The organism is Streptomyces sp. NPDC048516, assembly GCF_043199875.1.
GTDB lineage: Bacteria > Actinomycetota > Actinomycetes > Streptomycetales > Streptomycetaceae > Streptomyces.
Genome location: NZ_JBICWS010000008.1, coordinates 18878 through 31164 on the forward strand (window position 1 = coordinate 18878; position 12287 = coordinate 31164).

At 68.1% G+C, this 12287-nt stretch carries 11 protein-coding genes; 4 read left to right on the forward strand and 7 right to left on the reverse strand.

The annotated features are described in order from the left end of the window. The first annotated feature begins 403 nt into the window (after positions 1–403). Positions 404–2701: an ATP-binding protein gene (locus tag ACGFR7_RS17540; RefSeq protein ID WP_393319483.1), complete on the forward strand. Its 2298-nt coding sequence runs from the start codon at positions 404–406 to the stop codon at positions 2699–2701. Beyond that, on the forward strand, positions 2698–4035 hold the full coding sequence (locus ACGFR7_RS17545; RefSeq protein ID WP_393319485.1) for an SUKH-4 family immunity protein: 1338 nt from the start codon (positions 2698–2700) through the stop codon (positions 4033–4035). The genes ACGFR7_RS17540 and ACGFR7_RS17545 overlap by 4 nt, the downstream gene beginning before the upstream one ends. 101 nt (positions 4036–4136) lie before the next feature. Here the strand turns inward: ACGFR7_RS17545 and ACGFR7_RS17550 are convergent, their stop codons facing one another. Then, positions 4137–4436 carry a hypothetical protein gene (locus tag ACGFR7_RS17550; RefSeq protein ID WP_393319487.1) on the reverse strand — a complete coding sequence of 100 codons (300 nt, stop codon included), beginning with the start codon at positions 4434–4436 and terminating at the stop codon, positions 4137–4139. Between the two features lie 581 nt (positions 4437–5017). Between ACGFR7_RS17550 and ACGFR7_RS17555 the strand changes: the two genes are divergently transcribed. Beyond that, entirely contained in the window at positions 5018–5347 is a 330-nt protein-coding gene (locus tag ACGFR7_RS17555; protein ID WP_393319488.1) for a WXG100 family type VII secretion target, read from the forward strand. A gap of 218 nt (positions 5348–5565) precedes the next feature. Next, complete coding sequence (locus tag ACGFR7_RS17560; RefSeq protein ID WP_393319491.1) at positions 5566–6594, forward strand: PE-PGRS family protein; 1029 nt, start codon at positions 5566–5568, stop codon at positions 6592–6594. Between the two features lie 145 nt (positions 6595–6739). Here ACGFR7_RS17560 and ACGFR7_RS17565 read toward each other — a convergent pair whose 3' ends face one another. The 6 genes from ACGFR7_RS17565 to ACGFR7_RS17590 all read right to left on the reverse strand — a co-directional run bounded on the left by ACGFR7_RS17565 (position 6740) and on the right by ACGFR7_RS17590 (position 12272). Next, a complete protein-coding gene (locus ACGFR7_RS17565) occupies positions 6740–8050 on the reverse strand; it encodes a S8 family serine peptidase (RefSeq protein WP_393319494.1) in 1311 nt (436 codons plus the stop codon). A 90-nt stretch (positions 8051–8140) separates the two neighbouring features. Then, positions 8141–9643 carry a hypothetical protein gene (locus ACGFR7_RS17570; protein WP_393319497.1) on the reverse strand — a complete coding sequence of 501 codons (1503 nt, stop codon included), beginning with the start codon at positions 9641–9643 and terminating at the stop codon, positions 8141–8143. Positions 9644–9683: 40 nt separating this feature from the next. Beyond that, positions 9684–10031 (reverse strand): hypothetical protein, encoded by a 348-nt coding sequence (locus ACGFR7_RS17575; protein WP_393319499.1) that lies wholly within the window; start codon positions 10029–10031, stop codon positions 9684–9686. 20 nt (positions 10032–10051) lie between these two features. Next, positions 10052–11197, reverse strand: a complete 1146-nt coding sequence (gene mycP, locus ACGFR7_RS17580; RefSeq protein WP_393319502.1) for a type VII secretion-associated serine protease mycosin — start codon at positions 11195–11197, stop codon at positions 10052–10054. Positions 11198–11529: 332 nt separating this feature from the next. Continuing rightward, a complete protein-coding gene (locus tag ACGFR7_RS17585; RefSeq protein ID WP_006602760.1) occupies positions 11530–11823 on the reverse strand; it encodes a WXG100 family type VII secretion target in 294 nt (97 codons plus the stop codon). A 125-nt stretch (positions 11824–11948) separates the two neighbouring features. Next, positions 11949–12272: a WXG100 family type VII secretion target gene (locus ACGFR7_RS17590; protein ID WP_393319506.1), complete on the reverse strand. Its 324-nt coding sequence runs from the start codon at positions 12270–12272 to the stop codon at positions 11949–11951. Between the last annotated feature and the right edge of the window lie 15 nt (positions 12273–12287).

Here is a 12287-nt window from a genome sequence, read left to right on the forward strand (position 1 = left end):
TTCCTTCCGGCCTGCCGCCTCTCGCCTCTCGCCTGCCACTTCTCACCCCTCGCCGCTCATCGTCTCTCGCCACTCATCGCCTCTCGCCGAAATCCGTTCCCCCGGCACGGAAAGCCGCCAGGGAAGAAAGCGGATCCACCGCGTCACCATTCGGCCGGATCTGCTTTCTTTCCCCACACGGTGATCTCGTTTTCTCCACATCAGGTCCCGGGACAACTCACTTCACTCTCCACCCGCCCGTCTTCCGTTACGACCGCCGCACACCGGCCCCGGCCTGCCGGTTCCAGTTCCGGCACAGCCGCCCCCGCGCCATCCTCCGCGTACGCCACGGATCATAAGATCGAGCCGGAACACGCAGGAATCCACAAAGGTGGAGGCGGGATTGATGGGGGACGAGGAAGCCATGAGCGCCTCAGGCGAAGGAAAAGCCGCGGCGGCCGGATATGTACCGCATCCGTACGTCGGCGGCCGTACCGCCGTGCTCCGCGCGCTCGCGGCCTGGCGCATGCGGTGGCCGGGCGCGCCGCGCGTCATCGTGCTCACCGGCAGCCCGGGCAGCGGACGTTCGCGCCTGATCACCGGCTTCCTGATGATGTGCGACCCCGTCCACCGCAAGCAGTTGCCGCTGGACGATCTGGACCCGGCAACGGTGCCCCCGGATCTCCCGGAGCCCGCCGCACCGAGCCCCGCGGGGCGCACCGCGGCGCAGCTGTTGTGGCTCATCTCCGATCATTTCGGGCTGGGCGCCGACCGCGACGACGACATCTTCACCGAACTCGCCACCCGTGAAGAGCCGGTGACCCTTGTGGTGCCCGATGTCGACCGGGCCGGTCCGGTACGCGCCGCGGACGAGCCGGCGCGCGTCGTCCGGGACGTCCTCAAGCCGCTCGCCGCCATCGAAGCGGTGCAACTGCTCGCCGAGGTGCCGCGCGATCTGGCCGAGGAGCTGGCCGGGGCGCTGCCGCCCGGCCAGGCGCAGATCATCGATCTCGACGCGCCCGAGTGGGCCGACCCCAAGGGCTTGGTGCGGTACGCCGAGACCGCGCTCGCCCCCGGCGCGGGGGCGCCGGAACTCCCGTACACCACGGACCCGTCCGCGCGCCGGGCGCTCGCCGAAGCCCTCGCGACGCGCGCGGACGGCAACTGGCTGACCGTCCGGCTCGCCGTGCAGTCGCTGATCGTGCAGCCCGCGGGCTTCGACCCGGCGGACGACTCCCTGCTGCCCGGCAGCGTCGGTGAGGTGCTCGATCTGCATGCGCGCCGGCTGGGTGCCGATCCGCGGACCCTGCGGCTGATGCTGGCGCCGCTCGCGTTCGCCGAGGGCAAGGGGCTGCCCGTCCAGCTGTGGGCCGCGCTGGCGAGCGCCGTCGCGGGACGGGACATGAGCCAGGACCTCGCCGACGGCATGCTGCTGGCCGCGCCGTTCATCGAGCCGGTCGAGCCCTCCCGGGGCGCCGGCGGCGACGGGAGCGGGGAGGGCAACAGGGACGGGGGTAGGGACGGGGAGAGGGACAACACCGCGGATGACGGTGGGGCCGGCTCCGGAGCCGACGGCGGCCGTACGCTGCTGCGCCTGATGCATCCCGGGATCGCCGAGGAGATCCGCTCCGGCCTGCCGGACGTCCGCGACGCCCAGACCAAGATCGCCATGGCGCTGCTGGAAGCGGTGCCCCAGCAGGACTGGGCGCAGGCCGATCCGTATATCCGCGACCATCTGGCGGCGCACACCCTCGATGCCGGCCTCCTCCCCCAACTCCTCACCGACCCCGGCCTGTTCGCCCACGCCGACCCCGTGACGATGCGCGCCGCCATCGAAGCCGTACCCCCGGAGCAGCTGGGCGCACCGGCCCGTACGTACCTGCGCACCGCCCCGCTGCTCACCCGCTCCCAGGCGCCGGCCGATCTGCGGGCGGCGTTCCTGGAGTCCGCGTTCGTCGAGGACGGGCTGGTGGCCTACGCGGACGCGCTGCACACACTCGGCTTGCCCCTGCCGTGGCGGACGCTGTGGAGCGTGCCGCTGGTCGGCGTCCGCGCCGTGACCACGGGTTCCCTGCCCCCGCGGAGCGGGGACGGTGCGACGGCGGGCGCGACCGGGGGCCCGGACGCGACCAGCGGCCCGAACGCGACCGGCGGCCCGGACGGGATGCCGGCGGAGAATGCCACGGCCTCCGGCGGCGCGGCTCCCGTTGCCCCGGACGGCAGCGGTGCCGGGCCACTACCGGCGACACCCGCCTCCGCTCCCCGCCCCGTGGCCGCCTTCCTCGTCCCCGCGGGGACCCCCGGTGCCCGTACGGTGCCCGGGCCGGACGGCGGCGCCGCCGAGGCGGGTGACCGGGCGCTCCTCGTCCACGATCTGCTGCGTCCGGGGTACATCGACGCCGATCCGGCACAGGTACAGCTGCCCTCCGCACAGGCCCAGGAGGCGGCGCCCTTCGGGCTCAGCCGCGGCGCCGACTATCTGCGGGTATGGGCCCGGGCAAGCGAGGAAGTGGTGGCCGCGCTGCTCTCCGACACCCCGTTCACCGGCGCCGATCTCTCACCGGACGGTGTGCTGGTCGTCGCCACCGCGCGCGGGGTGACCGCCCGGCAGATCCTCGCCGCGGCTCCCGCGACCGTGCCCACCGTGCCGGCCCAGCGCACCGGCACCGCCGACTCCGCTTCGTCCGACGGCCTCGAAGGCCTCGAAGGAGACCACTCGTGATCACCCAGACGCAGGCCCACGCCACCGCGGCCCGCTGGCTCAACCCCGGGGGGCATCAGGGCCCGCCGCGGGAGGTGGCCATGCAGGAGTTCGACCTCGGCTGGGTGGTGTGGGCCGTCCCGCCGCCCCCGGAGGTCGACCCGCGCACCGGGCAGCGACGCCCGCCCGCCGAGGTCGGCACCGCCTGCGGTGTGGTCGACCGGACCTCCGGCGAACTGACGGTGTGGCCGTCGGTGCCGGTCGACGAGGTCGTTCGGATGTACCGGCAGAAGCACGGCGCCGGGGCCGGTACCGGAGTGGCTCCCCCGGCGCCCGCGGAACGTCCGGTCACCGGCCCAGGCAACACCGCCGTCGCGACCTACAAAGACCCGTCGACCGGCGAGGAGACCAGCCTCGCCCGGGTCTCGGCTCCCGGCAGCCCGCCCGCCGAGTACCAGCTCCACGACGAACTGCAGCGGCTGGGCATCAACCCCGCTGACGTCCGCGCCGTCCACACCGATCTGCGGTCGGCCCTGCTGCCCGGCGGCTATCCCGGTGACTTCATCCTCCGCACCTTCTCGAACGCCACGTTCTCCTGCACCGAGGGCTACGGCATACGTCCCGAGGAGCGCGCCGAGGGCGTCGCCGCACTGGTGCGGCACGTCGCGATGATGCACCAGCTGGCGGGCCGGCCCGCGCCGCCGCGGCCGCACCGGCTGCCGGTGCCACAGCGCGTCGAGGCGGCGCCACCGATGCGGGACGTGGCCCTCGGCAAGCACCTCGTGGAGGTCTTCGGGCCCCAGGGCGTCCACCGCCCGGACGCCGACGACCTCGCCGCGACCCGGCTCCCCGAGGCCACGAAGAACACCCTGATCTGGGCCGGGCTGCCCGCCCAGGTCCCCTACTTCTTCACCGCCGACCGGCCCGACGCGCCGCCCGCCGGCGGACTGTTCCCGGACGTGGCGGCCTACCTGCGGGGAAGCGGCACCGAGGCACGCGAAGAGACCCTGACGACCCTCGCCGGCTACGTCCGGATCGGCACCGACGGGCTCTACACGCTCGCCGTTCAGTGCACCGCTCCGGAGCAGAACCAGAGCCTCGTCGGCACCGTCTGGGCGGTCCAGCCGTCGTCGGGAGGCGGCCGGTTCGTCAACCGCACCGCGTCCGCGTACCTGCGCTCGCTCGCCCTGCTGGTCACCACGCGCCGGCAGATGGAAGGCATGGACCCGTACGCGGCGGGTGCGGCGGTCGCCGCCTTCCAGGAACAGATCGCGGCGATCGACTCCTGGGCGCTGGACGACGACGGCAACTGGTGGTCGCTGGTCATCGAGCAGATGTGGCACGGGTTGTTCTGAGGGCGGGCGGCAGCCCTCGGGGGCGGGCCTCGGGCGGCAGCCCTCGGGGGGGCGGGCCAACTCTTCACGCCCGGCGCTCGCCCCTCCCCCTCCCCCACCCCTCAGGGCAGCAGCAGCCAGTCGGCCGCCAGCGCTGCCGCCAGGCCGATGCCCAGCAACCAGGTGCCGAGGCGGGTACGCCCGTTCCGGCTGAGTTCGATCACTACGCCACAGAGCACCAGCGCGGCCCCGTACACCCCGACCACCAGCACCGATGTACGCGACGCCAGGCGCACCACGAGCACCACCGCCATCGCGGCCATCAACACCGAGGCCAGGACCATGCGTATTCGCCTGGCCTGACGGGGCGTCAACCCGACTCGGCTCTCGGGAAGGGGCTCTTCTGCGCCGGCTACGTCCATGAGCGGGAATGCTACGGGACGAGTGATCGCCCGGCTGCCCCGCACCTCTGAGTCGCGCCAACTGACCTGGCTACCACGCCGGTTCGGCTACAAAGCACTGACCGCCGACCGCCGACCACCCTGCGCTCGGCACTCGGCGGTCGATGTTCGATGTTGGGTGTTGGGTGTTGGGTATTGGGTGTTGGGTGTTGGGTGTCGGACGGTCGAATTTCCTGCATTCGCGCGCTCTCAACCGTCAACGGGGTGGGCCCACCCGTACGGCCCATTCCGTAAGGCCGCAGGTTGACGGCGTGGCCCCCTACCCCGACCCCGACCCCGAATGATTGACCAACGACACACCAATACTTAACCTGCCCTTTCAGCGCACCGTCCGGGGGCATCCCCGGACGCCCCCTCCTCTCGCAAGATTCACCAATGCCGCAGCCCGGCCCAATTCCACTGCATTCGCACGCCGTTGAGCCGCAAGATGCCCACGTTCCCTCCACATACCTCGCCTTGACATGCTTGCGTTCAGATCGCCTAATGTGTGGTTCGTTGAAGATGCGACAGGTATCCACCGGCGACGCATGACGGGGGCAAGGGTGGCAGGCAAGGCATTTGACGTTGATCCTGATGTGCTGCGCAAGCAGGGCGACGCATTCATCCACATCGGCAGCGATTTCACCAAAGCGTCGAAGAAGCTTCAGGACGATCTTGAAGGCCTCGGCAGCCCCTGGGAAAACTGCGACTTCGGCGACATTTTCGAAACGATCTACACGCCCATCAGGGACGGCATGTTCGAATCGATGGACTCCCTCGGCGAACGCCTCGAAGGCATAGGCGACAAGCTCCAGAACATGGCCGGCTCGTACACCCAATCCGACGAGCAGGGCATCCACACCATCAGCGCGGTCGGCCGCCCCGCCATCTGACGCCCGGTGGGCATCCCGCCCATGAACCCGGTCGCCGGGGCACCTGAAAACCCCACCGAGCCCCTTCCCGGCCACCTTCCCGCAGCGCCTCGAAGGCGACGAGGCCGAGCCGCGGAGGGGCCTCCCCGGGGGCCACCGCCGCCATCCCTCTCACGATTTCCTTCACCGCCGCCATTGCAACTCCGCAATCGGCTACCACTGCACGGGGGACGATCACTGTGTCATTGACGCTGCCAGGCGAGGTTGCTTGGGTCCTGGATTTGCTCGGCTACAACTGGCCGGATGCCGACGAGGACAAGCTCCACGAGTGTGCCCAGACCTGGCGCAACTTCGCCGAGGCGGTCAATCAGGCGTCCACCAAGGGCTCTTCGGCAGCCGGCGAGGTCGTCTCCGCCAATTCCGGAGAGGCGATCGACGGCTTTTCCCACGAATGGGGTTCCTTTGCCGGAGGCGGGGACAGCGGCGACAACTACCTTCGTGACGCCGCCGCGGCGGCCGAGGTCATCGCCGTCGCCTTCGATGCCGCCGCCCTCGCCGTTCTCGCCGGCAAGATCGCCGTCATTGTCCAGCTCGTCATGCTCGCCACCGAGATCATCGCGGCACAGGCCGCCGCGCCTTTCACTCTGGGCCTGTCCGAACTCGGTGCCGCGGGCGCCACCCAGGCCACCCGCCTGATCGTCCGCCAGATCCTCGACAAGATCAAACGCGAGGTCATGGAGGCGGCCACCAAGGCCATGGAGCACGCCACCATGGATGCCATCAAAAAGATGGCGAAGAAGGCCGTCTCGAAGGAAGCCCGCAAAATCGCGGCCGACTACGTCAAGAAGACGGTCAAGGAAACCGTCAAGGACAAGGTCATCGATCAGGCGAAGGAAATCGCCAGGGACAAGATCGTCGAAGAGGGCAAGGCAAAGGCCCAAGAGGCCGCCACGGAGATGGCCCAGAACGTCGCCCAGCAGGGTATCGAAAGCCACTTCGGCGCCCGCGAAGGAATCGACTGGGGCGAAACCGCCGACATCGGCAAGGACAAAGCCGGCGAATACGTCGACGGCATCAAGGAAGGCGCCCAGGAGTACAAGGACGGCGTCGCGAGCCTCGCCGACCCCACCACTTATGTCGACCACGCCAAGGAAGACCTCACCAACCGGGGCCTGGACCACGCACAGCGCCACGTCGACCGCCGCACGGGCGGCGCGGCCACCCGCCACCAGGACGTCACGGACGAGGTGCGTTCGGTGTTCGGCTGAGCCATTCGGCAACGGCTCGTTCGTCCCGCCGCCAGGACCACAACAGGGGTGGAACCGCAGTCATCAACTGCGGTTCCACCCCTGGCGGCGTTCTGGCTACGCCCCCCTGCTCATACCGGCGGATGAGCGGACCGAGCGTGCATCCTCACTGACGAGGAGGATAGTTGGGCGGTGCCGACTGGTACCCGCCAGGACCACCCGGCTGCTGGTAGGAACCGGGGTACTGCGGGGGAACCCCCACACCGCCGTTCGGACCGCCGAAGCCAGGACCACCAGGAGGCGGACCGTTACGGCGCTTCTTGTTGGCAACGATCACACCGATGACGATCCCCAGCACCACGAACACACCCACAGCGATACCGACGATCGCCAGGGGGGTGACACCACTGCTCTTCTCGGCACCGCTGCTCGCCGAAGGGCTCCCCCCAGCCGCATCCGCGCCGGCACCGGCGGAAGGCTCCGTGTCCTTCGGCATGGTGAGGGGCCCGTTCTTCGAGCCGGCGGGAACGTTCTCCGACAGGGCACGGTACGGGCGGATCACCCCGTAGCCATACTTGGGGTCAGGGGAAGAGATGCCCGTCTTGCCGTCAGGTGTGATCGCCGTCCTCGTGAGCCGATTGGCGACCTGACCTGCGGTGAGGTTGGGGTACTTCGAGCGCACGAGGGCGGCGGCGGCCGATACGTAGGCGGTTGAGTCGGAGGTGCCTGTGGCCTGCCGGTACTTCGGGGAAGTACCGGCGGAATAGATCTTCTCGCCCGGGGCAATCAGCCGGATATGCGGCCCGTAGTTCGATTCACCAAGCACCTTGCCGTCCTTGGCGACTGCGCCGACCGCCAACACACCGGGCGCCGCAGCCGGATAGAGCGGCTTACCGCTGCCCTCGTTGCCGGAGCCGCCAACCAGTAGCACGTCCTTCTTTACCGCGTAGTTGATCGCATCCGTTTCCTGCTGAGTCAAGCGGGGGGTCACAAAGGACATGTTGATGACCTTCGCCCCATGATCAACTGCGTAGCGAATGGGACCGTCGATGTTGTTCGCGGTACCGCCGATCTGCTGATTCAACTTGACGGGAAGAATTTTGACATCCGGCGCCAACCCCATGATTCCATCGGCATGGTTGGGTCCATGGCCGTGCGCCGCGATCAAAGCGGCCATGGCTGTGCCGTGATCATCACCGGTTGCGTGATCTGCCGTACCGCCCCCGGTGTCAAAGTTTTTACCCGGGAGCACGTTGCCCTTGAGGTCGACGTGGTCTCCGTTGACACCGGAGTCGATGACCGCCACGGTGACGCCCTTGCCGGTCGACTCTTTCCACACCTTTTGCGGATTGAACGCATCAAGCGCCCATTGCCCGTCCCTGATGTAGTCCGCCGAAGCGGTCGGCGCGGCGGTGAAGAGCAGTGCTCCTGCCACCGCCACGCCGCCAACTGCACGCAGCGTCCGCGTGAAGCTCATGCTGCAACACCTCTCCTCAACAGGTTGCGGCCCGCAGCCTGAAGACTGCGGGCCCACCTCGTTTCCGCCGCTGTCACACCCGAAGGCTAGCTACTCAATCACCTTGGGAGCCACATTGCGGTCGGTCGTCCACGTCTCCTCGTCCTCAATCAGGTAGTCCGGCCGCTCGCCGTTCTGGCCCTTGTCGTTCTTGCCCTTGGCTCCGTGCATACCGTGCGCCCCGGGCATCCCGGCCGACCGACGACTGCCGGAAGCCGCGGCGCCCGACTGAGCACCGCCGCGACTGCGATGCAGACCCGAACCACCCTGGGAGCCACCGGCCCCCTTACCTTCGGTGCCGCCGCCGACGACGCCACCCTTCTGGCGAGCGAGGCCAAGGCCGCGCCCAGCTCCCCCTGCACCCTTGGCGCCGCCCTTGGCGCCTGTCGCACCGACGCCGCCCATACCTGGCATGCCGGCACGTCCGGCCCCACGCCCGGCGGCCCCGGGGCCCGTGGTCCCGCCAGTACGACCACCAACGCTCCCCGTGGTCCCACCAGTACGGCCACCAGTGCCGCCGTTCATGCCGCCCGGCACACCGGGAAGCCCTCCAAGGCCGGGACCAGTGCCGCCAGGACCGGTGCCACCACCCATGCCTCCGGTGCCGGGGCCGATACCACCACCGCCTGGGAGGCTTCCACCGCCTCCGCCGGGGCCCACTCCGCCTTGCGGAGGAGTCAGGCTTTCAAGACCCGTGCCCACATGCGGCGTGAGGGAGCCCGGGGCCGGCATCGTGTTGCCGATACCCCCGCTGATCCCCGGCGTCTTCACACCGTCGCCCGAAAACCCCGGCCCCTTCTCCATGGGCTTCATCGAGCCCTTCGACATTCCCTTGGGCCTGGTGACAGCTGCCGGCAGGGGGTAGTGCACCGGCGGGATTCCCGGGTTGTCCGGCGGTGGGATGTCAGTCGGGTCGTCAATGCCTCTGACATTGGGCCTACCAATGGCCACCGCGTTGGTTCGGTAAGCAGCCCCGAGGTACTCCATGGTCGCGGCAGCCTTCAGCTGCGTCTCTTTCTGCGCAGACAGGTCGTCTTCATTGTCCTCAACGACCTGAGTCGCGCTCTTTCCACCCGCCAACTGCGCGTCAGCGTTCTTGTCCTGGCGCTCGATGTGATCCGTCGCCCAGTCCCAGGCCCGGTCACCCCAGTCGGGCATCTCCATGCCATCGAGGTGCTGCTTGTAAGCACTCAGAGCCTCGTGCGCGCGGCCCATGCCTTCGCTCACGTTCTTGGCGTACAGAGCGCCGTTTCCGATGTTCGCGCTGATCGTCTTGGCGCGCTCGCGAAACGCCTTCGCGGCGGCGCCCTCCCAGTGCTGCAAGACCTCCTCGATGGCCTTGTCGAAATACGCGCGGATGCCACCGCCGTCGTCGACCACCATCGTCTTGTGCACCTGTCCCCAGGCGTGGGCAACCCCGGCGACCGTCTCCGGCTTCGCATCGGCCACCATGGCCTTCAGCGACGTGAAGTCGACCTTGTAGAACTTCGTGGAGTTCTCGATGGCATAGCACTTGTCCTGCGGTGCGTACTTATCGTCCGCGCGACTACCCACGCCCCTGCCCCCTCTTCTTCTGCGAGCTCATTGCCGTCGTTCAGGAGTACTTGTTGTGCGATGAAGACTGACCGTTCTTCATCGCATTGCTCGTGCTCTGCTCCTGGTCCTGATAGGCACCATGAGTCCTCGAGGTCTTCTTCTGAAGATCATCAATCAGATCCTCGAGCTTGTGGAGGACATGGGTCTCGATGAAGGTCTTCATCTCGTCATGCGTCTTCCGCAGCTCGCCTTCCTCCTCGAAGCCCTTACCCAGCGAGCCTTCCGGAAGGTGTGTCCCGCTCTTCGCCTTGCCCGAGGCACTCTGCATGTCCTTGAGCACGCTGTTGAGCTTCTTGACGACTTCATCGAGCCTGTCAAGATCGACGCGGTAGGAATCGTTAGCCACCCTTGGCCTCCCCGTGTTTGCTATGAAGTTTTCCGACGCCAGTCACGAAGTGCGATGGCGCAACCCACCACCGTACCGACGGCCAGAAGTCCGCCGCCGACAATGTAGACGGACACACGGGCACGCCGGTCCTCGGGGGTTTCGCCGAGTGTGACGGCAACCGGATGGATATCGGAGCCGTCAGCCACGTTCGAGGGCTTGTCCGGCTTGGGTTCGGCAGTGGGCTCGGTGTCGTCGTTCAGAGCTGCCACCGGGTCGACGACGCCCCAGCCGATGAAGTTGTCGCGGTTCTTGCGCACTCGCTCGGCGGTCTGCTCGAGATGCCAGATGAGCTGCTGCGGCGACCAGTCCTTGTGCTTGGCCTTGAGCAGGGCTGCGGCTCCCGTGACATACGGAGCGGCGAAGCTGGTGCCCTGGTCGACGCAGTTGCCGCCGTCCGGGACCGTGGAAACCATGTCGACGCCGGGGGCGGCGATCTGGACGAAATTTCCGGACTGCGAGAAAGGCGCGCGTTCGTTGTTGCGGTCCGAGGCGGCCACTGCCAAGACGTTGGGGTACTTGTTCGAGTACGCAGCTGGGTACATGTTCTTTTCACCGCCGTCGGCACCACCGTTGCCGGCCGAGGCGACCACCAGAATGCCCTTGGTGTTGGCGCGGGCGATCGACTGCTCAAGGGTGGGCAGAAGGTGGGGGTCCGCGCCGGTTCCCTGAGAGATGTTGATGATGTCAACGCCCTCCGCCACGGCCTTGTCCACGGCCTTGGCGAGGCTGTCGGCGGTGCCGGCCTTCTCGGCCGAGGTCTGCTGGAAGGGGATGACCGTGGCCTTGGGCGCGATTCCGAAGAAGCCGGAACCCTTGATCGGGCGGGCGGCGATGATGCCTGCGACCTTGGTGCCGTGGCCGACCTTGTCCTCGGTCGGCTTGCCATTGACGAAGGTTTTGCCGCCGCTGCCGATCGCGTGTTTCAGCTGCTGGTTGCCGTTGTCGATACCGGTGTCGATGACACCGACACGGATGCCTTGCCCCTTCATTCCGTTGGCCCACAGCTGATTGGTCAGGAGCCGCTGCAGCGACCACGGGGTCTCTGCGATGTTGTCCGTGCCGAACTTGCACTCACCGCTGTTGAGCGGCACGTTCTCGTCCGCGATCGCCGGCGCGGCGGTCACGCTCGTCAGGCCGGCAATGCACACCGCCAAAACCAGTGCGCTCGCCGCTCGGCGAGGGTGCCCGGCTCGATGACCAATGGCGCGAGATCCCACGGGTTGTCTGCTCTCCATGTGTGACGGAACGATCGGGGCGAGGGGTGAGGAGCGAGGGGTGAGGAGTGAGGAAACGGCGGAGAAAGGGGGAGTGTGGAGGAGATGGCGGGGGTATTGCGGGGCGGTATCGGACGGCAGAAGGGCGAGCGCACTGATGCAGCGCGCTCGCCCTCATTGACCACTGTGCGAGCCTTCGGGCCGCTCAGCCGGTCGCCATCCGTACCGTTGCTGCCGTGAGGTCAGCCCGCCCAGATACCGGAGTTCTTGTGCTCGGTGGCCTGGTAGTTCTGGGCGGCCTGGTCCAGCGCCTTGGCGATGGCCTCAAGCGTCGAGTGCAGGGAGGCCGCACGCTGGTCCCACTCGCGCTGGCGGGCCTGGTAGCCCTCCTGCGCGGCACCTTCCCAGCTGGCGGCGATCTTCTTGACGCCCGCCTCGAGGTCGTCGAGCTGCTGGCGGATGTTGTTGGCCGTACCGCGCACGTCGGAACTGGCCTGCGAGATCGTCGCGAAATTAACGAGGATCTGGCCTGACATGGTGTCTCCTCAGGAGTTGATGAAGCCTGGTCGATGCACGTGCCCCAGTGGGCCGGCGGGGACTGCCCGCCCGGCCCGGACCGAGGCCGCTGAGCCGCTGCGCCGCGGAACGCGACGCGGCCCCATCATCCGAACGGGGAAGCCGAAGCGGAGATGTGCGAGATCGACTGGTGCTGCTCCTCTTCGGAGGCGGAGTAGTTCTTCGTGGTCGCGTCGATCGCTTCCTTGATCTCGCCCAGAAGCTGGTTGAGACGAGTGGCGTCCTCGTTCACCTTGGACTGGAGCTGGTTGTACGAGGAGGCCGCAGCACCCTTCCAACCAGACGTGATGGTGTCGACGACCGTGTTCAGGCGAGAGATCTCGCCCTGGATCGACTGGTTGACCGAGGAGATCTTGCCGCTGAACGCGACCATCTCCTCCTCGGTGGTTGTGTACTGCTGACCAGCCATAGTCAACGTCCCCCA